Source organism: Mycobacterium sp. IDUB_39 (genome assembly GCF_055419205.1).
This window is the reverse complement of record NZ_JBVAXF010000004.1, coordinates 480,909-503,300: the sequence shown is the minus strand read 5'-3', so window position 1 is coordinate 503,300 and position 22,392 is coordinate 480,909. Positions and strand designations below refer to the sequence as shown.

The 22,392-nt window shown below is 66.5% G+C and carries 20 protein-coding genes; 9 read left to right on the top strand and 11 right to left on the bottom strand.

Annotated elements, in window-relative coordinates; translation table 11 throughout:
* Nucleotides 1–131 precede the first annotated feature (131 nt).
* The 3 genes from ACZY0X_RS17790 to ACZY0X_RS17780 are packed head-to-tail and all read right to left on the bottom strand — an operon-like array spanning nt 132 to nt 3,323.
* A complete protein-coding gene (locus ACZY0X_RS17790) occupies nt 132–1,367 on the bottom strand; it encodes a cytochrome P450 (protein ID WP_463772240.1) in 1,236 nt (411 codons plus the stop codon).
* Complete coding sequence (locus ACZY0X_RS17785) at nt 1,364–2,245, bottom strand: SDR family oxidoreductase (RefSeq protein ID WP_463772239.1); 882 nt, start codon at nt 2,243–2,245, stop codon at nt 1,364–1,366. Before ACZY0X_RS17785 ends, ACZY0X_RS17790 begins: the two co-directional genes overlap by 4 nt.
* Nucleotides 2,246–2,255: 10 nt before the next feature.
* A complete protein-coding gene (locus tag ACZY0X_RS17780; protein ID WP_463772237.1) occupies nt 2,256–3,323 on the bottom strand; it encodes an LLM class F420-dependent oxidoreductase in 1,068 nt (355 codons plus the stop codon).
* A 142-nt stretch (nt 3,324–3,465) separates the two neighbouring features.
* Between ACZY0X_RS17780 and ACZY0X_RS17775 the strand changes: the two genes are divergently transcribed.
* Nucleotides 3,466–4,962 (top strand): acyl-CoA carboxylase subunit beta, encoded by a 1,497-nt coding sequence (locus ACZY0X_RS17775; RefSeq protein ID WP_463772235.1) that lies wholly within the window; start codon nt 3,466–3,468, stop codon nt 4,960–4,962.
* Nucleotides 4,963–4,999: 37 nt separating this feature from the next.
* Here the strand turns inward: ACZY0X_RS17775 and ACZY0X_RS17770 are convergent, their stop codons facing one another.
* On the bottom strand, nt 5,000–6,235 hold the full coding sequence (locus ACZY0X_RS17770) for a cytochrome P450 (RefSeq protein ID WP_463772233.1): 1,236 nt from the start codon (nt 6,233–6,235) through the stop codon (nt 5,000–5,002).
* A gap of 129 nt (nt 6,236–6,364) precedes the next feature.
* On the opposite strand from ACZY0X_RS17770, the gene ACZY0X_RS17765 reads away from it, so the two are divergent.
* Nucleotides 6,365–6,682 (top strand): hypothetical protein, encoded by a 318-nt coding sequence (locus tag ACZY0X_RS17765; RefSeq protein WP_463772231.1) that lies wholly within the window; start codon nt 6,365–6,367, stop codon nt 6,680–6,682.
* Between the two features lie 22 nt (nt 6,683–6,704).
* Here the strand turns inward: ACZY0X_RS17765 and ACZY0X_RS17760 are convergent, their stop codons facing one another.
* From ACZY0X_RS17760 to ACZY0X_RS17750, 3 genes are read right to left on the bottom strand one after another with little or no spacing between them, the layout of a single operon-like run.
* Nucleotides 6,705–7,751, bottom strand: coding sequence for a TIGR03857 family LLM class F420-dependent oxidoreductase (locus ACZY0X_RS17760; RefSeq protein WP_463772230.1), 1,047 nt, complete (start codon nt 7,749–7,751; stop codon nt 6,705–6,707).
* Nucleotides 7,748–8,131, bottom strand: a complete 384-nt coding sequence (locus tag ACZY0X_RS17755; protein WP_463772228.1) for a nuclear transport factor 2 family protein — start codon at nt 8,129–8,131, stop codon at nt 7,748–7,750. Before ACZY0X_RS17755 ends, ACZY0X_RS17760 begins: the two co-directional genes overlap by 4 nt.
* Entirely contained in the window at nt 8,124–9,191 is a 1,068-nt protein-coding gene (locus ACZY0X_RS17750; protein WP_463772227.1) for a phosphotransferase, read from the bottom strand. The genes ACZY0X_RS17755 and ACZY0X_RS17750 overlap by 8 nt, the downstream gene beginning before the upstream one ends.
* 85 nt (nt 9,192–9,276) lie before the next feature.
* Here ACZY0X_RS17750 and ACZY0X_RS17745 point away from each other — a divergent pair, with 85 nt between their 5' ends.
* The gene (locus ACZY0X_RS17745) at nt 9,277–9,894 is read left to right on the top strand and encodes a TetR/AcrR family transcriptional regulator (RefSeq protein WP_463772226.1); all 618 of its coding nucleotides are present in this window, start codon (nt 9,277–9,279) and stop codon (nt 9,892–9,894) included.
* Here ACZY0X_RS17745 and ACZY0X_RS17740 read toward each other — a convergent pair.
* Together ACZY0X_RS17740 and ACZY0X_RS17735 are read right to left on the bottom strand one after the other, a co-directional pair.
* Nucleotides 9,866–11,380 (bottom strand): carboxylesterase/lipase family protein, encoded by a 1,515-nt coding sequence (locus ACZY0X_RS17740; RefSeq protein ID WP_463772224.1) that lies wholly within the window; start codon nt 11,378–11,380, stop codon nt 9,866–9,868. The genes ACZY0X_RS17745 and ACZY0X_RS17740 overlap by 29 nt on opposite strands.
* Nucleotides 11,377–12,441, bottom strand: coding sequence for an NAD-dependent epimerase/dehydratase family protein (locus ACZY0X_RS17735; RefSeq protein WP_463772223.1), 1,065 nt, complete (start codon nt 12,439–12,441; stop codon nt 11,377–11,379). Before ACZY0X_RS17735 ends, ACZY0X_RS17740 begins: the two co-directional genes overlap by 4 nt.
* A gap of 90 nt (nt 12,442–12,531) precedes the next feature.
* Between ACZY0X_RS17735 and ACZY0X_RS17730 the strand changes: the two genes are divergently transcribed.
* The 5 genes from ACZY0X_RS17730 to ACZY0X_RS17710 all read left to right on the top strand — a co-directional run bounded on the left by ACZY0X_RS17730 (nt 12,532) and on the right by ACZY0X_RS17710 (nt 18,695).
* Nucleotides 12,532–13,548 carry an aromatic ring-hydroxylating oxygenase subunit alpha gene (locus ACZY0X_RS17730; protein ID WP_463772222.1) on the top strand — a complete coding sequence of 339 codons (1,017 nt, stop codon included), beginning with the start codon at nt 12,532–12,534 and terminating at the stop codon, nt 13,546–13,548.
* Nucleotides 13,545–14,177, top strand: coding sequence for a cysteine hydrolase family protein (locus tag ACZY0X_RS17725; RefSeq protein ID WP_463772220.1), 633 nt, complete (start codon nt 13,545–13,547; stop codon nt 14,175–14,177). Before ACZY0X_RS17730 ends, ACZY0X_RS17725 begins: the two co-directional genes overlap by 4 nt.
* A complete protein-coding gene (locus ACZY0X_RS17720; protein WP_463772219.1) occupies nt 14,174–14,791 on the top strand; it encodes a PaaI family thioesterase in 618 nt (205 codons plus the stop codon). The genes ACZY0X_RS17725 and ACZY0X_RS17720 overlap by 4 nt, the downstream gene beginning before the upstream one ends.
* Before the next feature lie 32 nt (nt 14,792–14,823).
* On the top strand, nt 14,824–16,452 hold the full coding sequence (locus ACZY0X_RS17715) for an acyl-CoA synthetase (RefSeq protein ID WP_463772217.1): 1,629 nt from the start codon (nt 14,824–14,826) through the stop codon (nt 16,450–16,452).
* 110 nt (nt 16,453–16,562) lie between these two features.
* A complete protein-coding gene (locus ACZY0X_RS17710; RefSeq protein WP_463772216.1) occupies nt 16,563–18,695 on the top strand; it encodes an elongation factor G-like protein EF-G2 in 2,133 nt (710 codons plus the stop codon).
* Here ACZY0X_RS17710 and ACZY0X_RS17705 read toward each other — a convergent pair.
* On the bottom strand, nt 18,692–20,191 hold the full coding sequence (locus tag ACZY0X_RS17705) for an aldehyde dehydrogenase family protein (RefSeq protein WP_463772215.1): 1,500 nt from the start codon (nt 20,189–20,191) through the stop codon (nt 18,692–18,694). The genes ACZY0X_RS17710 and ACZY0X_RS17705 overlap by 4 nt on opposite strands.
* Before the next feature lie 117 nt (nt 20,192–20,308).
* On the opposite strand from ACZY0X_RS17705, the gene ACZY0X_RS17700 reads away from it, so the two are divergent.
* Nucleotides 20,309–21,517, top strand: a complete 1,209-nt coding sequence (locus ACZY0X_RS17700; protein ID WP_463772482.1) for a cytochrome P450 — start codon at nt 20,309–20,311, stop codon at nt 21,515–21,517.
* Nucleotides 21,518–21,538: 21 nt separating this feature from the next.
* On the opposite strand, the gene ACZY0X_RS17695 is transcribed toward ACZY0X_RS17700, so the two are convergent.
* Entirely contained in the window at nt 21,539–22,387 is an 849-nt protein-coding gene (locus ACZY0X_RS17695; protein ID WP_463772214.1) for a mycofactocin-coupled SDR family oxidoreductase, read from the bottom strand.
* Nucleotides 22,388–22,392 lie beyond the last annotated feature (5 nt).

Genomic DNA, 22,392 nt, shown 5'->3' with positions numbered 1-22,392 from the left:
AAAGTCGGTGGACCCCAGCAGACAACCCCGCCCCAACCGCTTCCACCGCAGGCCCAACCCACCCCATCCCGAGCACGACGCCGCGTAGGCGGTCGCCCCCGTCTCCGCGGTGACCAGATGCAACTCAGAGCTCAGCTCAGCGAGTACCGGATCGGCAGGTGCTTGAGCCCGCCGACGAACGTCGTGGCCACATGCGCCGCCGGTCCGGCCAGCTCGACTGACGTCAGCCGAGGCAGGAGCGCCGAGAAGAAGCTGTTGATCTCCAGCCGGGCCAGCGCTGCGCCCAGGCAGAAGTGCACGCCATACCCGAAGGCGATGTGCTTGTTCGGATCTCGCCCGATGTCGAGCTGGAAGGGGTCGGAGAACACCTCTTCATCGCGGTTACCGGACACGTAGGACAACAGCACCGACTCTCCTGCCGCGATCCGCACTCCCCGAATCTCGTAGTCCCGCTGCGCGGTACGCATGAACTCCTTGACCGGGGTCGTCCAGCGGATCATCTCCTCGACTGCCAACGGCATCAGGCTCATGTCGCGCTGCAGTCGAGCTAGCTGCTCGGGATACTCGAGTAGGGCCTGCATGCCACCGGAGATGCTGGCGCTGGACGTGTCGTGACCGGCCGCGGCGATGATGGCGTAGTACGACACGGTCTCGATATCGGACAGGGGCTCACCATTGATCGTCGCGTTGGCGATCGTCGAACCCAGGTCATCGGTCGGGTTCGCGCGCCGAGTGGCGGTCAACTCCGTGAAGTACTGGAACATCTCGAGCAGCGCTGTCATCTGCTCCTCGGGGCTCTTGCCGCGTTGGAACTCCTCGTCGTCGCTGCCGAACAACTCCTGCGTCCAGCGCAGCATCGATGCGAAGTCGGCCTCGGGCACACCGAGCAGGGTCATGATCATGTACAGCGGGTAGTTGACCGCCACCTGTTGCACGAAATCGCACTCCGGGCCCTCGGCCATCATCTTGTCGACGAACTGTGCAGCCAGCTCGTCCGCACGATCCTTCAAGGCACGCATGGCCTTTGGCCGGAAGAAGTTCGTTCCGATAGCCCGAAAGTCACGGTGCTGCGGGTCGTCCATGTGGATCAGCGTCTTGATGCCCACGGCGGCCTGTTGCTCGTCACCCTCCCTGGTGACCAGAACCGGTCGCGGCGAGTTTGTGAAGACGTCGTTGGCGCGCTCGATCTCCATGATGTCGGCGTGCTTGGTGATTGCCCAGAACGGCGCGTAGTTGGGGACGTCCACCCATGACACCGGCGCGTGCGCGCGCAGGTGGCTCAATGCCTGATGCAGACCGGCCTCGTCGGTGTACGCCTTGGGGTCCGCCAACAACTTTGCGGCCTCGTCCATGATGGGTGTGCTCATGGTGTGGTCCCTTCTTCAGCGGGCGCGAGACCCGTTGCGTGTTGTGCACGGTCCTCGTACTGCTGCCGCGCGCCCGGATCGAAGTCGAGGAAGACGCGGTCGCTGCCCGTGCGCCGCTGGACCCAGCGTCGCCCGCGCGGGCCGAGCATCGCGATGAGCGTCAGCGGGAGCCGGACCCCGGCGGGCACCGACACGTGGGTCTTGGGTTTGTCGAGGACCTTCACGATGGCCGCGGCGATGTCCTCGGGCTCGACGGGCCGGTTGGCGGCGGCGGGTTTGGTGCCGCTGATGAGTTCGGTGTTGGTGAACGGTGGCATCACGACGGACACCTCGACGCCCTGCGGCGCGACCTCGTCGGCCAGCGCGGTCGACAGCCCGACGACGGCGAACTTGGTTCCCGCGTACACGACTTGACCTGGAACTGCCATGACTCCCGCCAGCGACGCGACGTTGATGATGTGCCCGGCATGCCGCTCGACCATCTCGGGCAGGACGAGCTGGCAGCCGGTGAGCACGCCATAGAGGTTCACCTCGATCGACGTCCGGATCGCCTCATCGGTCTGCGAGAGAAAATTGCCGATGGGCATAACACCCGCATTGTTGATCAGCACGTCAACGCGGCCAGCCGAATCCCCGAAGCCGTCGCCGCGGGCCTTGTCCAGGAATGCCGCGAACGACTCGCGATCGGTCACGTCCAGCGGATAGCCACTCACCATCCCGACGCCGGCCAGGCTCGCCACCGCCGACTCAAGACGGGCGATGTCCCGGTCGCCGATGACGACGCGGGCGCCGCGCGCGAGCAGCGCCCGTGCCGTGGCATATCCGATTCCGCGTGCGGCACCGGTGATCGCGACCGTCCGGCCCTTGATCTTGTCCACGGTGACACTCCTAGCCATTCTTGGTCCTATCCCCCAACGCATTCGACGCGCTGCGCACGTCCTCGAGGACCGCGGTGACGGCATCCACGGGCAGGCTTGCGGGTAATGCGGGCATAACCCGGTCGATAGCCCCCGTACAGCGCACGATCAGTGCCTTGGCGACCTCGGGCAGCGGCGCGACCACGGCGAACGTGCTCAGCACCTCATCGTCGACGAGGTCGCCCATGGCATCCCACTGCCCCAGCCTGGACAGGCGGTGAAGTTCGGTGTGCAGGTCACCCCAGCCGTGCAGGTCCAGCACGCCGCGATAGGCAGGCGTCGACCCGTAGAAGGCGATCTGCTTGCGGACGCCAGCGGCCGCCTGCGCCATCGCGGTCTCGTCCTCGCCGGTGACGACGAATACCGGACACGACACCACGATGTCCTCGCGGCTGCGTCCCGCGCGCTGCAGGCCGGCCAGCAGCGCGGGGGTGGTGACCTCGTCGGCGTAGCGCTTGGTGGTGAAAGCGTGCGCGAGCAGACCGTCGGCGACCTCCCCGCACATCTGCGTCATCGCCTCCCCGACAGCGGCGACGAACACGCGCGGAGTGCCGTACGGCATGGGTTCGGGAGTGAACATCGGCGTCATCAGCGTGTGGCTGTAGAAGTCGCCCTCGAAGGCGAGCCGGGTTCCGTCGTGCCAGCACCCCCAGATCGCCCGGAGCGCAGCGATGAACTCGCGCATGCGCGGCACCGGACGACTCCACGGCATGCTGAATCGTCGCTCGATGTGCGCAGCCACCTGCGAGCCGAGGCCAAGATTGAACCGGCCTCGGGAGTACGCCTGCAGATCCCACCCGAGGTTGGCTACCGTCATCGGACTACGCGCGAAGGCCACCGCGATGCTGGTGCCGATCTCAAGGCGCGACGTGTGTTCCGCCGCGAGCAGTAGTGGAAGGAAGGGGTCGTGGTTGATCTCACCCGTCCAGCAGCCGTCGTAGCCCTGCCGTTCAATGGCACTCGCGACCGCGGGGACCCGCGAGAGGTCGCTGGGGATTCCCGTGTCGACCTTCAGTCGCGGAGCCGTGTCACTCGACAACGGTCATCGCGGCGGCTTGCCCTTCGGCGCCTCGCCCCTCGTCACCGCTACCCATGCGGCAGACGCTACAGTAAGCACTTCAGTATGGTCAACGACTTTGGGCTTCAGCCCCGCGTTACGAACGTTCGAGATTGAGGACAGCATGAGCAAGCCCCCGGACTGGGACGAGACTCTCGAGGATCTCGAGCAGCGCCGTCAGCGCACCCTGGCGATGGGCGGGCCCGACCGCCTCGCCAAGCATCACGGCAAGGGCAAGCTCGATGCCCGCGCGCGGATCGACCGTCTGGTGGACAAGGGCTCGTTCCGAGAGATCGGCTCCCTGGTCGGCGGTGAGATCGCCGCCGACGGCATCGTGGTCGGCTCCGGCTCGATCAACGGCTCCCCGATCATGGTGGGCGCCGAGGACTTCACCACACTGGCGGGCAGCATCGGGCCCGGCGGCAACGCCAAGCGGTATCGAATCGCCGAACTCGCTGTGCGGGACCGCATTCCGCTGGTGATGCTGCTCGAGGGCGCAGGCTTTCGTCCCACCGGCGGCCACTACGGCCGCACTCCCACCGACCTGCTGGCCCAAGCCAACTGCTCCGGCAAGGTGCCCACAGTCGGTGCCGTCCTCGGCCCGTCGGCCGGACACGGCGCACTCGTCGCGCCGGTGTGCGACTTCCGGATCATGAGTGCCACGGGCGCGATCTTCACCGCCGGACCGCCGGTGGTGCGCGAGTCGACCGGCGAGGAGATCACCAAGGAGGAACTCGGTGGCCCCACGGTCGCTCTGCCGAGCGGGGTGATCCACAACCTCGCCGACTCCGACGAGGACGTCATCGACGACATCAAGCGGTACCTGTCCTACTTCCCGCCGAGCGCATGGTCGTACCCGACCCCGCGGCCCGCCGACGAGACCACGGCGCCGCGACCGACCCCCGAGCTGCTCGACATCGTCTCGCGCGACAACAAGCGCGTGTACGACATGCGCAAGGTCCTTGACGTGGTCTTCGACGACCCGAACTGGTTCGAGGTGCAACCCAAGTACGGACGCGCCATCATCTGCGCGCTGGCCCACCTCGGCGGGCACCCGGTGGCGGTGGTCGCCAATCAACCGCAGGTGATGGCCGGTTCGATCGACGCCGACGCCGCCGACAAGGCCGCGCACTTCATCATGGTGGCCGACTCGTTCCATCTGCCGATCGTGTTCCTTGCCGACAACCCGGGCATGATGCCGGGCAGCCGTTCGGAGCGAACCGGCGTATTGCGGGCGGGCGCAAGGATGTTCGCCGCGCAGACCGCGGCGACGACTCTGAAGCTCCATGTCACGCTGCGTAAGGCCTACGGTTTCGGTTCGATGGTGATGTCGCTGCTGGGCTTCGACTCGCAGGTGGCGACGTACGCCTACCCCGGCGCGACGATGGGTGCCATGAGTGCGGCCGCGTTGACCCGCGCCACAAACGCCGAGGAGGATCTGAGCGCCAAGCTGCGCGATGCCGAACTCCAGGCGTCCTACCGCTCCGCCGAGAACCTCGGGTTCGACGAGCTGATCGATCCACGCGAAACCCGCGATGCCCTGCTGGCCGGCCTGCAGCGCGGTCTGTTCAGCCGGCAGGTCGCCGCCGAGCCAGTGAGTCGGACGGTCATCCTGCCCTGACGCCAGAAATTGCGCCGGGCGCAACACGATTGCGGATTCAGCGCAAGACCCGCACCGGGACACGGGACCACCCGGCGACGTTCTGCATGCTGACGCGTTCACACCCCTCCCAGTCGACCTCGTAGCGAGGCATGAACTCGAGCATCTTCTCCAGGGCAATGGTGCTCTCCAACCGCGCCAGCGCCGCACCGAGGCAGCTGTGAATGCCGTAGCCGAAGGCCACGTTCTGCGCCTCGCTGCGGTCGCGGTCAATGTCGAAGACGTCCGGGTCGGTCCACGCGTCAGGATCGCGATTGGCCGACGCACCCAGCAGGAACACAGGGGCGCCCGCCGGAATGGTGGTGCCGTGCAGGGTGACATCGGTGACCGAGCGGCGCACGTTGTACTGCACGGGGGCGTCGTAGCGAAGCAGTTCCTCGATGGCGACGGGAACCTTACTGCGGTCGGCGAGCAGCGCCTGCCACTGACCGGGATGCTGCGCGAAGGTGACGGCGGCGCCGCCGACCAGCTTCGTGACAGTCTCCGCGCCCGCGCCGCCGAGAAGCGTGGCGAATCCGGCGATCTCGGAATCCTTCAGCTGCGTGCGGGCACCGTCCTCACGGTCAACCTCGGCCGCGATCAGCTGGCTGATCATGTCGTCCTGCGGGTCGGCCCGACGCTTCTGGATGAGCTCGTAGTACATCACCCACATCTGCGCCATGGCGTCGATGCCTGCGGCGGACATGTCGATCTGGCCCGGCTCCCGGTGCAGTGACTCGTCGATCCACAGTCGGACCTGCTGCCGGTACTCGGGTGGGACGCCGAGCATCTGGGTGATGACGTCGACAGGAAAGAACACCGAGAAGTCCTCCACCACATCGAATTCCACGTTCCCCCCGCCATTGCCCGCAGCACCGAGGAACTGCTCGATCGTCGCGGTGATCATGTCGGTGAGCGCCCCGATGGCGCGTGGGGTGAACACCTTGTTGACCAGACTGCGCATCACCCGGTGCTCGGGCGGATCGATGGAGATGATCATCTTCACCGGCACCTTCTCACCACGGCGCACCATGCCGAGATCGACCCCGTACGCCGACGAGTACGTCTCGAAGTCCCGCAAACCCGCGGCGACATCGGCATGCCGGCTCAGCGCGTAGAAGTCGTACTCCTCGCTGTAGTACACCGGCGCTTCCCGACGCAGCCTCGGATAGATCGCGTGCGGGTCTCTGTAGAAGTCGGCCGAGAAGGGATCGAACACGATCGCTCCTGCCTGCCCTGGTTCCATGAGGGTCATGGCACCCCTTCCTGAAGGGCCTCCCGTTGGCCTTTCGATAAGGGCGACTATAGCGCCCTCGACCACACCGTTGCACCGTGACGCCGGGTGGAGGATCGTGAAGGCATGCCAGGTTGCCCTCGGTCGTTCGTGGCAGCACTGTCGTTCGTGGCAGGCGCCACCGCAGTGGCGATGATCGGTGCGCCGATCGCGTCTGGTGCCGGCGCGGATGCAGAGATTGCCGATCTAGAGGCACAGGGCTACAGCGTTCAGATCAACTGGCTCAATGGATTCAACACCCAACCCCTGTCGCAGTGCACCGTGGTCGGTGTCAACAACCCCGATCACTCGGGTGCGCCACCCGAGGTCGGTGACACCGTGTACGTGGACGTCAGGTGCCCGAATCATCCAGACGAGGGTGGTGACGTCTCCATTGGGGTCGGCGGCATCGGAGTCGGCATCGGCTGAGCGCCGCCACCGTACTGGCGGCTCAGTCGACGGTCGCGCGGTACGCCGACACGATGGGCTCGAGTTCGTCGGGGGTGGCGCCGTGCATGATCAGCGCGTCCGCCCCGTAGTCGAACTCCTTGCGGATGCGGTCCACGCACTGCTGCGCGGACCCCGTGGCCGACGGTTCGAGCCACTCGTCGGGAATGAGGGTGGCGATGTGCTCGATCTGTTCGGCGCTGGCCTTGTGATCGATGCCGCCTCCAATCGACTGCACCACTTTGTCATCCCGGAAGCGCTGCAGGACTTCCGGATCCCACCCGTTCGTGTTGACCAGCAGATCGCCGTAGCCCTGCAGGTAGGTGGCCAGCCGTGCGACGGTCTTCTTCAGCCGCAGCTCCTCGGGCAGATGGTCACCGACGGTGGCGAAACACGACCACACCTTGACATCGTCGGGGTTGCGGCCGGCCTGCTCGGCGGCATCCTTCACGGTCTTCACGGCACGTTTCAGCGTCTCTGGAGTGAAGTACGTGTGCAGGATGACATCGTCGAACTCGCGGCCGCCAAGCGCCAGGGTCTGCGGACCGAAGGCCACGATCGCCAGCCGGATGTCCTCGTTGAAGTCCGGGTCGAGAAACAGCAACTGGTACTTACCGATCGGCCCGTCGTGATTGAAGATCAGCTCCCCGTGCCAGAGCTTGCGCATCACCTGCGCGAAGTCCTCCATCTGGGCGGTGGTTACCGGCGGTACGCCGAAGGCTCCGTACATGGCCGCCACCCCGCGGCCTATTCCGAGGGTGAAACGCCCCTTCGACAACCGGTGCATCGTGGTGGCGTACGACCCTGTGATGAGCGGGTGTCGGGTGTTGTGATTGGTTGCGGCGGTGGCGATCTGCATTCGATTGGTCACCGCGCACGCCGCTCCGGTGAGCGATGACGCCTCCTTGACGTTCCACCGCTCGGAGATGAACGCCGTGCCGAAGCCCAGCTCCTCGCCGCGCCTGGCCTCATCCATTAGCCCCGCCGGGCCCTCGCCGCCAGCTCCGGCCAACAGGTAATAGCCGAGTTCATCCAACACGCGTTCAGTCACTGCCAAACCCCTTGCTTGTAGCCACAATTCCAGACTTCGGCGATACGCCCCTCGACGACACGGAAGATCTCCATGCTGCCGACGGTGGTCTCCGTGCCATCCTTCAGCGCCATCGGCGACTGATAGACGATCGCCACGTGCTCGCCGTCGTCACCGGCGACGACGAGGTTCAGATCGAATCGAATCGTGGAGAACATTGCCCAGTGGTCCACGATGCGCGCGACGGCCTGCTCGTGCGTGAGCACCGTCGCCTCACCGACGTCGTGCCGAGTCACCGTGTCGCCCATCAACTCCTCGGCCAGCGCGAAGTCGCGCTGATTCCAGACCACGAGGTTGTAGGCCTCCACCACCTCGCGCGCGGTCCGCACCGTGCTAGTCATCGAACACCTCCGTTGCTCCGATCTCGTCGAAGGTGGCCGCGGCCCGATCGGTGAGCGTCAGGCACAGCCGACGCGAGCGCTCTGGGAGCATGTCCCAGCCCACCAAAGCCACGACAGGCAGCACCATCATGTACGCGACGGCGAACCGGTAGTGTCGCCAGGCCGCGTCGAACCCGTAGTCCCGCACGCCACGTGACGTGATGCCGTCCAGGTAGTGCCTGACCAACTCCTCGTCGCGACCCGACCTGACCGACGTCGCCAGTCCCTGGCTCACCAGGTAGCCGATGTCGATGGCGCCCACCCCACGTGCCGTCATCTGATAGTCGACGATCTTGCAGCGATCTCCGGAGAAGAACACGTTATCGGCTCGGATGTCACCGTGTACCAGCATGTCTCGCTCAGTCAGCGCGCTCAGCGCAGGTGCTGCCCGTTGTGCGAATCGCTCGGCGTGGCGGGCGACCGAGACCGGGATGTCGGCACCGGACCGATCGCGGTAGACCTGCCAGCCCTGGCCGAACACCGCGGGCAGCACATCGCGCATCATCGGGGTGTCGAGACTCGGGAAGAGCTGCCCGAAAACAGCATTCGCCGGCTCAACCGACCAGGCGTGCAGACTCGCCAGCTCCGCGATGATCAGCCGAGTCTGATCCAGCGTAAGCCCGGCGAGGTGGTCGACGTTGTCCCAGTCGCCCAGATCCTCCAGGACGATGACGAAGTCCAGACCGTTCTGTGCCGTCCGCGCGGCGAGCACCGCCGGCGTCCCTGTGGGCACCCGGCCCGCCACCTCGCTGTAGAAGGCCACCTCGCGGGTGTAGCCACCCATCATCTCCATGGCGCCGCGGGCGTCGGAGTCCGCGGGCAGCTTCACGATGACACTGTCCGGAAGGCCACCGTCCGGAACACTGCCCCCGGTCAGGTGCACCCGGTACAGCCGCGACGAGAACCCCGTGTCGAGCGCGATCTGTTCTGCCCGAACCTCACTGACCGGCGCGCCGAGCACCTCACCGAGCCACTGCGCCGTCACGTCCTCGATGCCGGATGGCACGGTGGCTACGGACATCGGGGCTCCCCTTCGAGCAATGTGACCCGTCGAGCTATTTGACACTGCGCAATTAAGTTAGTTGTCGATCGTCTAATATGCAAGGGTGCCCTCCCCCACCCGCGGGCTGACTCAACCGCAGCGCGTCGAGACATCAAACCGACGGCTCGTCGAGGCGGCCGCCGAACTCATTGCCGAAAAGGGCTGGGAGGCAACCACGGCAGCCGAGATCGGTCGACGCGCGGGCTACAGCCGGGCGATGGTGCACGCGCGGTACGGCAGCAAGGACGCCATCCTGGAAGCGTTCTTCGAGCACGGGGACGTGCAACGGCTCCTCCCCGCCGCCCAGCCCGGTGCCACCGGTATGGAGAACGCGGTGGCGCACTTCGGGCGGATTCAGGAGATGTACGCCCAGGACCGCGACTTCCTGCGGGCGATGTTCGTGATGACGTTCGAAGCGGTCAAGACCACCTCGCCTGTGCGGACCCTGCTTCAAACCTGGTTCGATCGCGGCGTCGAGGCCGTTGAGGTTGGTCTGCGAAACGGCATCGTCGACGGATCCGTGCGACCCGATATCGACGTTGAGCGGGCCGTGAACGACATCAGCGCAGCGGCATTCGGTATCGCGTTCCACTGGATCGTGCAATTCGCGAACTACGACCTCGCACGCGAACTGGACTACGCCCACGCTCGGATCATTTCCGATTACGGGGCACCGCACTGAGTGCCGCCCATGCCTCGCGCCGGGTGGCGACCGGATCGGACTCCACACGCGAGCGCCGATCGAAGATCATCGTCGCGCGACCGGCTTGAGTCGTGTAGCGCGGCCAGTTGTCACCGGGCACCCCGGTCTGGCTGAATGACCGCCACCGACGCTGCACGTCACGGCTGACCCGCCGCGCCGACGCGCGGTCACCGGCGAGGGTGAGCAGCCCGCCGATCCGGGTGTCATAGACATCGAACACTGCGAGCAACTCGCTGGCGTGTGTCGCGCCGAAGCCCGACCACTGCAGCGGACGCGGTGCGTAGTCGTAGCGGTAGTGATACGTCGGGGCATGGGTGCTATGCGCCTCCGCCAGTTCCCACGCCCTGGCGCCGAAGGTGAAATCGCTGCCGAAGGACAGGCAGGCGGGCCGACTCGGATAGCCCGGGTAGGCGTCCCTCAGCTGCTGAGCCTCAGCGGGTTCCGCGCTCGCCAGGAAGCGTTCAATGACGGGCTCGTTGGTCGGCAGATAGTCCATGAACCGGGCGAACAGAGTCGCCTCGGTGGCATTGCTGCCAATGATCAGCGGTACCCGGTGACCGAGCCCGCGCGCCATCGCCTCGACGTGGCTGTGCGGCAGGTAGTCACCGCCCGCGGTCGCCCCTATGCCGAACGAGTCGGGAGTCGCCCGAATAGTGTCGGTCATGATCCGTTCGAGGGTGCGGACGAGCTGCGACGGTCGCGCTGTCATCACCGCCCGCGCCCCATCGGCGGGGTCGGCACCGAGACCGGCAACCAGCCTGCGCGCCACGTCGGCCGACGCCTCGGGTGTGTGGATCAGTCCACCCGGCGGGCTCTCCGAGATCGCCTGGTGAAACAGCCCGGCGGCGGCGGGGACGGCCAACAGGGTGGCCACGGCATGCGCCCCCGCGCTCTCGCCGAAAATCGTGACATTGTCGGGATCACCACCGAACTCCGCGATGTTGTCGCGTACCCACCGCAGCGCCATCACCAGGTCGCGAAGGAACAGGTTCGCCTGCAGCGGGTACTCCGCCGTCGACAACGACGACAGGTCGAGACACCCCAGCGCTCCCAGCCGGTAGTTCGCCGACACGAAGACCGCACCGCGCCGGGCGATGGACGCACCGTCGTACACCGAGGTGGCCGAGCTGCCGAACATGTAACCGCCGCCATGGATGAAGAACATCACCGGCAGCGGCTCGTCATGCGGTTCAGCTGACTTGGTGACATTGAGAGTCAGACAGTCCTCGCCCATGGACTGACGGCCACTGCGTCCCACGTACGTGTACCGGGGATCCTGCGGCGCGCAGTTGCCGAACTCCTCGCAGAACCGCACGCCACGCCACGGCTGCGGCGGCTCGGGCGCCCGGAAACGCAACGCGCCCACGGGTGGTCGCGCGTACGGGATGGACCGCCACCGGACCACACGGTCGCGGGCGAATCCCTGGACCGTGCCGCTCGCCGTGGCGACCCTCGTCGCCGTCACGACTGGTGCCGCTCCGGGGAGAGCTTGGTAGTGAGGGACTTGGTGGTGAAGAACTTGGTAGTGAAGAACTGGGCCGCACGCCTGACCGCATCGGTGGTCGGACTGGGCTGCCACCCGAGTTCGCGGGTAGCCTTGCCGTGGTCCAGGGACGACGTCAGATGCAGCAGGCGCACCGACGTCAACGTGAGCGGCGAGTCCCGTCGCAGCACTCTGCCCACCAGGGTTCCGGCCAGCCCCGCCGCATACAACAGCGCAATGGGAATGCCGAACCGCGGTGGCTTGACCCCGGTCTCGTCCGCGGCGGTCTCGAACAGAGTGCGCATCGGCAGGTAGCTCTCGGAGACGATGTAGCGTTCGCCGTCACGGCCCTTGTCCGCGGCCAGCAGCAGCGCCTCGGCGGCATCCTCGATGCCGACCACCTCGGCCGCCACGCCGCGGACGTAACCGGGCATCTTGCCGCGAGCCGCGGCCTTGACCATCGCCCCGTGCGGTGTGGGCTGCCAGTCCCGCGGACCGTAGGTGTTGGACACGCACATGGCCACCGCGGGCAGACCGCGTTCGCGGGCGTAGCGCAGGACGAGATCCTCGGCCTGACGCCGAGATTCGATGTACGGACCGCCCTTTCCCGCCCAGTTGAACGGCGTCTCCTCGGTGACGCCCGCACCGACTGCGATCGTCCCGATGGTGCCGGTGAACACGAATTTGCTCAGGCCGGCCTCGCACGCGATGTCGAGCACGCCGCGCAGCGCCTCGACATTGGTCGCGAACAGGGGTGCCGGGTCGCGCAGCCACGCGCGGGTGTCGACGACGCAGTAGTACACGACGTCACGATCAGCCATGGCCGCGCGCACAGCGTCCACGTCATCGATATCGCCGTAGTGCCGCGTCACGTTCAGATCGTCGATGCCGATGGTCGAACTGGTCTGACGCAGCAACACCCGGACGTCATCGCCGCGTTCGGCGAGGCGACGGGTGACATGACTGCCGACGAAGCCGCTGGCCCCCATCACGAGGGCCCGCTGCGGTGCCACTTGTTCGTCGGCCGCGTTCACGCTGGTCATCCATTGCTCCGTCCCAGAGTTTCAGCCAGTTGCCGAAGCCTCTACTGTAATGTATTCCGTTAGTTCCATGTCGACGAGGAAGGGGGACCCGTGAAGGTCCCGTTCACCTGGAAGGTGACCGGCTGGTTCATGATCGGCTGGTCGGCGGAGTTCGAGGTCGGCGACGTCAAGGCGCTCAAGTACTTCGGCGAGGATCTGGCCGGCTACCGCGACGAGGATGGCACGCTGCACGTACTCGAGGCGCACTGCAAGCACCTCGGCGCGCATATCGGGCACGGCGGCAAGGTCGTCGGCGACTGCGTGGAGTGCCCGTTCCACGGCTGGCGCTGGGGACCTGATGGCACCAACCGCTACATCCCCTACCAGCCCGACAAACCCAACCGGGGCCTGAGACTGCGTTCCTACCCGGTCAAGGAGCAGTACGGGTGCATCTTCATGTGGTACCAGCCCAACGGTGAGCCGCCGCGCTGGGAGCTCCCGGACATCTTTCACAAGTTCCCCCAGTTCGACACCGATCCCGATGCCTACTACCGGCCCTACCCGGAGTTCTCCAGCCGGGCGAACGCGATTCCGGTGCACCCGCAGATCGTCGCCGAGAACGGACCCGACAGCAGCCACTTTCGCTACGTCCACGGCGCGACGGTGACTCCGGTGTGCCTGGAGTGGGAGCACGTCGATGAGGAGTGGCGATTCCTCACCGGTTGGCCCGACGCTCGCAGCGACGACCCGAACAAGATGGCCCTGCGCATCCACAGCCACTTCTCCGGACTGGGATTCGCCATGAGCGCCTTCGAGGGCTCGTCGAACCACCGCCTGATATTCGCCTGCACCCCGGTCGACGACGAGGTGTCGGACATGTTCTATTCCATCTGGTGGCCCAAGGTTGCCGGCGAGACCTCCGACATCCCGCCGGACCACGTGCGCGCGAAGGTGGAAAAGCAATACCTCAAGACGGTGTGGGAGGACTGCGACATCTGGCGCTACCAGAAGTACATCGAGCGCCCATCGCTGTCCAAGGTCGACGCCAAGCCATATATGGCGATGCGCAAGTGGGCGACCCAGTTCTACGACATTCCCGCCACCCCGCCCGGCGACATTCCGGCGTGAAACCCGATCTCGCCGACCTGGTGGCACCTGGGCACACCGCGGTCGTCACCCAGGAGTGCCAGGGTGCGGTCATGGGTGCCAATGCGGGACTGGCAGTTCTGGCCGCCGAGGCCCGGCGCGAGGCCTTGCCGAACATCGTCGCGCTCCTGCCTGCCGCGCGCGAAGCCGGTGTGGCGGTGGTGCACTGCCTTGTCCAGCGCAGACCCGACGGACGCGGCTCCAACCACAACGCCCGGATATTCGCCGGCGCGGGGAAGGCGTCCGGGAGGGGAATAGACATCACTCCCGGCAGCGAGGGCGCGACACTCCTCCCCGAACTCGGGCCCCAGCCAAGCGATCTGCTGCTGACCCGCTGGCACGGAGTGGGGCCGATGGGTGGCACCGACCTCGACTCCGTCCTGCGCAACCTCGGAGTGACGACGATCGTGGCGGTCGGCGTGTCACTGAACATCGCGATCCCCAACCTCGTCATGGACGCGGTCAACCGTGGCTACCGCGTGGTGCTCCCCCGCGACGGCGTCGCCGGTTATCCCGCCGAGTACGGTGCTGCGATGATCGACAACAGTCTCTCGCTGCTGGCCACGGTGACCACCACCGAGGAACTCATCGCCACGTGGCAGCCCCGATGACGAGCGACCCAACAGCGGAGACCCGCGGTTTCCCCGAACTCAAACCCATCAGGGCGCCAGCGGAATTGGAGCGCTTCACCGCCGCGGTACGCCGGTTGCAGGACCTTGCGGTGGCGATCCACCCGCCGAGCGAGGTGTGGGCCACCACCACCGAGCAGATCGAGCGCATCTGCGACCAGCTCGACCCCCATGTGGTGCCCGACGAAAGGGCCCCCGCGGGCCGGGCCATCGAGCTGCCCGGACTGGGGTCACCGCTGATGCCGCCGTGGACCATTCGCTCCTCGGACGAGGGCGGCGTCACCATGGAGGGGCGCTTCACCCGCTACCACGTCGGCGGCAACATGGCCGTCCACGGTGGAGTCATCCCACTGTTCTATGACTGGCACTTCGGCATGATCGTGTCCGCGGCCGGCCGACCCATCAGCCGGACCGCCTACCTTCACGTCGAGTACCGTGCGGTCACCCCCATTGACGTGCCGCTGATCAGCCGCGGGCACATCGAGCGCATCGACGGACGCAAGGCGTTCATCACCGCGACAATGACAGATCCCGAGGGCACGGTCTTGAGCGAGGCCACCGGGCTCATGATCAAACTCCTCCCCCATCAGCCCTGACTTGGAGTAGCGCCCCCGATTTGGAGTAGCACATGCAATTCACCGTTCCCGCCGCGCTCGACGCCGTCGCCGCCGCGATCCCCGATCGCGTCCTCCTCATCCAGGGCGACCGCCGGTACACCTACGCCGACGTCGTCGAGCGCTCCAATCGACTGGCGTCGTATCTGCACTCCCGGGGCCTGGGCTGCCACACCCCCCGATCCAGCCTGGCCGGTCACGAGGTGGGACAGGATCTGTTGGGGATCTACGCCTACAACGGCAACGAGTTCGTCGAGACGCTGCTCGGTTCGTTCCGGGCACGCGTCGCGCCATTCAACGTCAACTACCGCTACGTCAAGAGTGAGCTGCAGTACCTCCTGGCCGATGCCGGGACGACGGCACTCGTCTATCACGCCGCGTTCGCGCCCCGGGTGGCCGAGATCCTGCCCGACCTTCCGCTGTTGAAGGTGCTGATCCAGATCGCCGACGACTCCGGCAACGATCTACTCGAGGGTGCGGTGGATTACGAGGTGGCGCTGGCGTCCAGCACCGCCGAACCACCGCCGGTGGAACCGTCCCCCGACGACCTCTACGTGCTCTACACCGGCGGCACCACCGGGATGCCCAAGGGTGTGCTGTGGCGCCAGCACGACATCTTCGTGACGTCCTTCGGCGGCCGGAATCTGTTCGACGGCAGCGTGATCGAGTCGTATCCGGCTCTCGCCGAACGGGCGGCGGCCGGGCCAGGCACCAAGATGATGATCCTCCCGCCGCTGATCCACGGCGCCGCGCAGTGGGGTGTCATGACGGCGCTCACCACCGGCCAGTCGGTGGTGTTCGCCTCTGTCGTCGACCACCTCGACGCCGACGAAGTGGTCGCGACCATCGAACGCGAGCAGGTCATGGTCGCGACCGTGGTCGGCGACGCGATGGCCCGGCCCCTTGCCGCGGCCATCGAGAAGGTGGGCACCACCCCGCTTGCGGCGGTCGCCAACGGCGGCGCGCTGCTGACGCCGACCACCAAGCAACGGCTGATCGACGCCAAGCCCGGGATGGTGGTGATCGACGGAGTCGGCTCCTCGGAGACCGGCGCCCAGCTCACCCACATGTCGGCGCCGGGTGCGGTGTCGACCGGTCAGTTCAAGCCGGGCCCCGACACCGTTGTCGTCTCCGAGGACTTGGGCACCGTGCTGGCGCCCGGGCACGACGGGATCGGCTGGCTGGGCCAACGTGGTTACGTGCCAATGGGTTACAAGGGTGACGCGAAGAAGACCGAGGCGACATTCCCGGTCGTCGACGGTGTGCGCTATGCGGTGCCCGGCGACCGTGCACGCCACCTGGAGGTCGAGGTCATCGAACTTCTGGGTCGGGACTCGGTGACCATCAACTCCGGCGGCGAGAAGATCTTCGCCGAGGAGGTCGAGGCGGCCATCGCAGCCCATCCCGCAGTGGCGGACGTCGTGGTCGCGGGACGGCCGAGCGAGCGCTGGGGTCAGGAGGTCGTGGCAGTGGTGGCGCTGGAAGACGGTGCCGCCGTGGAGGCCGACGAGCTGATCGCCCATGCGGCAACGTCGTTGGCGCGCTACAAGCTGCCCAAAGCCATAGTGTTCCGGCCCGTCATCGAGCGCAGCCCAGCCGGTAAGGCCGACTACCGCTGGGCCCGCGAGCAAGCCGGCGCCTAGCTCAGGGCCGCGACGTGTGCGAGTTTGCCCTGGCTCATATCCGCTGGGCGTCCTCGCGAGCGTGACCGGCGGGGGTTGTGCCGTAGGTCACATCGGGGAATGGTGGATGCATGGCGGAAAGGACGAGTTCTTCAGCAGCCGGCGTCCCGACCGCGGACAGTCCGGACGCCATCCGCAACGTGGCACTGGTGGGCCCGTCCGGGGCGGGAAAAACCACTCTGGTCGAGGCGCTGTTGGTGGCGGCCGGGGTACTGCCCCGAATGGGCTCGGTGACCGAGGGTTCCACGGTGTGCGACTTCGACGATGCCGAGATCGCCCAGCAGCGCTCGGTGAGCCTGGCGCTGGCTCCGTTGGAGCACAACGGGATCAAGGTGAACCTGATCGACACGCCCGGCTATGCCGATTTCATCGGCGAGCTGCGAGCCGGGCTGCGGGCCGCCGATTGCGCGATGTTCGTGATCGCTGCGAACGAGAACGTGGACGAACCGACCAAGGCGCTGTGGCTGGAATGCGCCCAGATCGGTATGCCGCGTGCGGTGGTGATCACCAAGCTCGACCACGCCCGGGCGAACTACACCAACGCGTTGGCCGGCGCGCAGCAGGCGTTCGGCGACAAGGTGGCACCGCTGTACTTCCCGGCCGCGGAGGGGGTGGTCGGGTTGTTGACGCGCACCCACTACGAGTACGCCGACGGCAAGCGCAGCACACATGCACCCGCGGAGGACTACGCCGATGAGATCGCCGAGCTGCGCGGCACCCTGATCGAGGGAATCATCGAGGAATCCGAGGACGAGACGCTGATGGAGCGCTACCTCGGCGGTGAGGAGATCGACCAGGAGGTGCTCATCGGGGATCTGGAGAAGGCGGTGGCCCACGGCTCGTTCTTCCCGGTGATCCCGGTGTGCGCCGGAACCGGCATCGGCACCCTGGAGTTGTTGGAGGTCGTCACCCGCGGCTTCCCGTCACCCCCGGAACACCAGCTGCCCGAGGTGTTCACTCCACAGGGTGCGCCACGCCGGCCGTTACCCTGCGATCCGGACGGGCCGTTGCTGGCCGAGGTGGTGAAGACGACATCGGATCCCTATGTCGGCAGGGTCAGTCTGGTCCGGGTGTTCTCCGGCACCATCAGGCCCGACGCCACCGTGCACGTGTCGGGCCATCTTTCTGCCTTCACCGAGAGACGCACCCACGCCGACCACGACGAAGACGAACGGCTCGGCACGCTGTCGTTCCCGCTCGGTAAGCAGCAGCGTCCCGCGCCCGCGGTGGTGGCCGGTGACATCTGTGCGATCGGGCGGCTCAGCCGGGCCGAAACCGGGGACACGCTGAGCGACAAGGCCGACCCACTGCTGTTGCGGCCGTGGACGATGCCGGACCCGCTGCTGCCGGTTGCCGTGCAACCGCGGGCGAAGACCGATGAGGACAAGCTGTCGGTGGGCTTGGCACGGCTGGCCGCCGAGGATCCGACGCTGCGCATCGAGCAGAACCCCGAAACCCACCAGATCGTGTTGTGGTGCATGGGTGAGGCGCACGCCGGGGTGGTGCTCGACGCGTTGACGCGGCGCTACGGGGCATCGGTGGACACCGTCGAACTGCGGACGCCGCTGCGGGAAACCTTCGGCGGCAAGGCCAAAGGCCACGGGCGTCATGTCAAACAGTCCGGCGGGCACGGCCAGTACGCGGTGTGCGATATCGAGGTGGAGCCGCTGCCCGAGGGCAGTGGTTTCGAGTTCGTCGACAAGGTGGTGGGCGGCGCGGTGCCGCGGCAGTTCATCGGAAGCGTCGAGAAGGGGATCCGGGCGCAGATGGAACGGGGGCTGGGGGCCGACGCCGGGTATCCGGTGGTCGACATCCGGGTCACCCTGTACGACGGCAAGGCGCACAGTGTGGACTCCTCGGATTTCGCCTTTCAGATGGCCGGCGGGCTGGCGTTGAGGGAAGCCGCCGCGGCCACCACGGTCAACCTGCTGGAGCCGGTGGACGAGATCATCGTGCTGATCCCCGACGATCTGGTCGGGGCCGTGATGAGCGATCTGTCCAGCCGTCGCGCGCGGGTGGTGGGTACCGATAAGGCCGACGAGGACCGCACTCTGGTGCGCGCCGAGATCCCCCAGGTGGAGCTGGCCCGGTACGCCATCGACCTGCGGTCGTTGTCGCACGGCGCGGGTTCGTTCACCCGATCCTTCGTCCGCTACGAACCGATGCCGGATGCTGCAGCGGCCCGGGTGCGTCGCGCGGTCTAGGCGTTGCCGCCACTCGCCCGCAGGCGGCGGTTGGTCCGGCGCCGGGCCATCCGCAGTGACAGGTCGGCGTAGGCCCTCATTGGCCGGCTGAACGGTGGTGCGGCAGAACCCGTCATGCTGAACGGCAGGTCGGTTCCCACCACGGTGCGTTGGTGGCTGAACGTGTCAAAGCCCGCCTTGCCGTGATAGGCGCCCATACCGCTGCGGCCGACGCCACCGAATGGTGCCGCCGACGGAATCATCTGGGCGGCAAAGTCGTTGCGGGCCACCCCACCGCTCCGGGTGTTCCTGACGAAGTGACGGAAGTCGTCGCCATCGGGTCCGTACCAGTAGGCGACCAGCGGTGCTGGCCGCCCGTTGATGTGGTCGATGACGTCGGTGAGGTGCGAGTAGCCCAGCACGGTCAGGACAGGACCGAACACCTCCTCTGCCGCGATCCTCATCGTGTCGTCAATGCCCCGCACAATGGTGGGGGCGATCTTTCGGGTCGTGCGGTCCGGTAGCGCCTCGCCGGGCGGTGCGATGACGTCGACACGGGCGCCATTGGCACGGGCGTCGTCGATCAGACCGACAACGCGGTCGAAGTTGGCCTCATTCACCGATGAGCAATAGTCGGCGTTGCTGATGATCGCGGGAAACATGCCGCGCCAGGTCGCCACGGCGACGTCGACGAACGACTCCACGCGGTCATCGGGCACGAACACGTAGTCGGGGCACACGCACACCTGACCACCGTTGACCATGCGGGCCTGAGCGATTCGGGTCGCCGACCGGGTGACATCGGCGCCGGGGGCGACCACCACGGGGTTCTTTCCGCCGAGTTCCAGTGTCACCGGGACCAGGTTCTGCGCGGCGGCCCTCTGCACCAGTGCGCCGACCGACGGTGAACCGGTGAAGAACAGGTGATCGAAGGGCAGTGTCGAGAACGCCGCCGCCACGTCCGGGCCGCCGGTCGTCACGTCGAGTTCAAGGGCGTCGAAGTACTTCGGCGCGGTGATTCGCATCAGCTCGGCCGTGCGAGGGGTCACCTCGGACATCTTGATCATCACGCGGTTGCCCGCGGCGAACGCGGCCGATGCGGGCAGCACGACGAGGTTCAGCGGGAAGTTCCACGGGCCGATGATGCCGACGACACCCAGCGGCGCCACCTCGACCTCGGCGCGCAATCCGAACAGCCGGCCCGCACGCATCATCGTGGTCGGTCGCATCCACTTGGCAACGTTGGCTCGGGTGTGCTCGATCACGGGGATCATGCCGACGACTTCGGTGAACAGCGACGCCGCTCGGGATCGGGTGCCGAAGTCGGCCGCCATCGCATCGACGAAGGCGTCGGTGTTGTCGAGCACCATGGCCAACAGCCGATCGATGCGATTGAGCCGAGTGGCCAGGCTTGCGGGGCCGTCTCCGACGAACGCCTTGCGTTGGCGATCCAGGACTGCTGTCAACGCGCCATGGCCGACGGGGACGGTGTCGAGTGGTCGTTCCGCTGTGCTCATCTGCCATGCCACCTTCACAGTCGGTCTTCGGTAGGCCCGACAGATACGATACTGTAATCCATACAGTAGGAACATGTAGCAGTGCTGTCGACGTTGTTCAGCAGCGGAAAGGGCACCGTGGAAACCCAGGTAGACGTCCCATGGTCGGCCGAGGAACGGGCCGAGCGGATCCGCAACCCGTACCCCTTCTTCGCCACCAAGCGCAACGAGTCGGGCGTCTTCCGCGGCTCGGTCATGGACTACTCCAAACTGCCCGAGAGCATGCGTCCCAAGCAGAACTACGCGGCGATGTCCTTCGATTCCGTCAACGTGGTGTTCCGCGACGGCAAGGTGTTCAACTCGGCGATGTATGACGCCACGATCGGCCTGTTCATCGGACCCACCATTCTGGCGATGGGCGGCACCACGCATCGCGAGCACCGCAACCTGGTGTCTGCGGCGTTCAAGTCCAGGTCGCTGGTGCGGTGGGAGCCCGAGATCGTCCGGCCGATCGTCAACGACCTGATCGATGAGTTCATCGGTAGCGGCGAGGCAGATCTGGTGAAGGACTTCACCTTCGAGTTCCCGACCCGGGTCATCGCGAAGCTCCTCGGGCTACCCGAGGACGATCTGCCGATGTTCCGGCAGTGGGCGGTCGACCTGATCAGCTACACCGTCAAGTACAAGCAGGCGTTCGAATCGTCAGCGGCGCTGAAGGATTACTTCCTCAACCAGATGGACAAGCGCAAATCTCACCCCACCGAGGACATCATCGGCGATCTCGTCACCGCTGAGATCGACGGTGAGCGACTGACCGACGAGGCCATCTACTCGTTCCTGCGCCTGCTGCTGCCCGCCGGGCTGGAGACCACCTACCGATCGTCGGGCAACCTGATCTACCTTCTGCTGACTCACCGCGAGCAGTTCGAGGCGGTGCGCGACGATCACGAGCTCATCGCCCCCGCCATCGAGGAGGGGCTGCGCTTCGAGACCCCGCTGACCACCGTGCAGCGTTTCTCAACCGAGGACACCGAACTCGAGGGCGTCGAGATACCGGCGAACTCCGTGATCGACGTGTGCATGGGTTCGGCGAACCGCGACGAGGCGCGTTGGGAGAACCCCGAGCAGTTCGACATCTTCCGCAAGCGCACACCGCACATCACGTTCGCGGCCGGCGAGCACACCTGCCTCGGTCTGCATCTGGCGCGCCTGGAGACACGAGTCGCGCTGGAGTGCATCCTCGAACGGCTCGGTGATTTGACCCTGCTCGACGATGGCGACCCGCACATACACGGGCAGCCGTTCCGGTCACCGACCGTGCTGCCGGTGACCTTCAGCGCCAGATGACACTCACGCCTGCTGGCCCCACTACCCCTTCCAGGGGACAGACTTGACGTACCCGCCTGCATCGATGCGCAGCTGCGTTCCGGTGATGTAGCGCGACGAGTCGCTGGCGAGGAACACCACCGCCTCGGACACGTCCTGCGGCTCGATGTACGGCACCGGCATCGCCTGCATCATCGAGAAGGTCGCCTCGGCGTCCTCACGGGTCGGTGACTCAAGATCCGGCCGGAACACCTTGTACATGCCCTCGTTCTGCAGCATGTCGGTGTTGACGTTGGTCGGGTGAACCGCGTTGACGCGGATCATCCGCTTCGCCAACTGGATCGAGAGGTCGTTGACGTAGCGCGCGACAATCTGCTTGGCCAAGCTGTAGGCCGATCCGCCCGGACCCTGATTGGTGGCGCTACCCAACTGGGCCGCAAGCGATCCCGTCGCGATGATCGATCCACCGTCGCTGATGTGGGGCAGGCTGGCCTGGATCACGTTGAAGACGCCGACCAGGTCGGTGTCGATGGTGTCCGACCACGACTGGATCGTCTGATTCTTGCCCATCGCGCAGATCCCGGCATTGGCCACCACAACGTCGAGTCCACCGAGTTCGGCGACGCCGTCGGCGATCGCCTTCCACACCGCACCACGCTCCCGGACATCCACGATCGCGGTGTGGCACCGGACCGCTTCCTTCTCGACCATGCGCGCGGTCTCGTCGAGGTCCTCTGGACGCGACAGTGGGTAGGTGTTGCCCTCGAGGTCAGCGCAGATGTCGAGCGCGATGATGCTGGCGCCCTCGGCCGCCAGGTTGACCGCATGCGAGCGACCCTGCCCCCGCGCCGCTCCGGACACGACCGCGATCTTGTTGTCCAGCTTGCCCATCCGCT

Excerpts from the sequence above, each read along its gene's own strand:
- ACZY0X_RS17790 (WP_463772240.1), bottom strand. The coding sequence starts at position 1,367 with ATGAGCACACCCATCATGGACGAGGCCGCAAAGTTGTTGGCGGACCCC.
- ACZY0X_RS17775 (WP_463772235.1), top strand. The coding sequence starts at position 3,466 with ATGAGCAAGCCCCCGGACTGGGACGAGACTCTCGAGGATCTCGAGCAG.
- ACZY0X_RS17770 (WP_463772233.1), bottom strand. The coding sequence starts at position 6,235 with ATGACCCTCATGGAACCAGGGCAGGCAGGAGCGATCGTGTTCGATCCC.
- ACZY0X_RS17755 (WP_463772228.1), bottom strand. The coding sequence starts at position 8,131 with ATGACTAGCACGGTGCGGACCGCGCGCGAGGTGGTGGAGGCCTACAAC.
- ACZY0X_RS17750 (WP_463772227.1), bottom strand. The coding sequence starts at position 9,191 with ATGTCCGTAGCCACCGTGCCATCCGGCATCGAGGACGTGACGGCGCAG.
- ACZY0X_RS17735 (WP_463772223.1), bottom strand. The coding sequence starts at position 12,441 with ATGACCAGCGTGAACGCGGCCGACGAACAAGTGGCACCGCAGCGGGCC.
- ACZY0X_RS17720 (WP_463772219.1), top strand. The coding sequence starts at position 14,174 with ATGACGAGCGACCCAACAGCGGAGACCCGCGGTTTCCCCGAACTCAAA.
- ACZY0X_RS17715 (WP_463772217.1), top strand. The coding sequence starts at position 14,824 with ATGCAATTCACCGTTCCCGCCGCGCTCGACGCCGTCGCCGCCGCGATC.
- ACZY0X_RS17710 (WP_463772216.1), top strand. The coding sequence starts at position 16,563 with ATGGCGGAAAGGACGAGTTCTTCAGCAGCCGGCGTCCCGACCGCGGAC.
- ACZY0X_RS17705 (WP_463772215.1), bottom strand. The coding sequence starts at position 20,191 with ATGAGCACAGCGGAACGACCACTCGACACCGTCCCCGTCGGCCATGGC.
- ACZY0X_RS17695 (WP_463772214.1), bottom strand. The coding sequence starts at position 22,387 with ATGGGCAAGCTGGACAACAAGATCGCGGTCGTGTCCGGAGCGGCGCGG.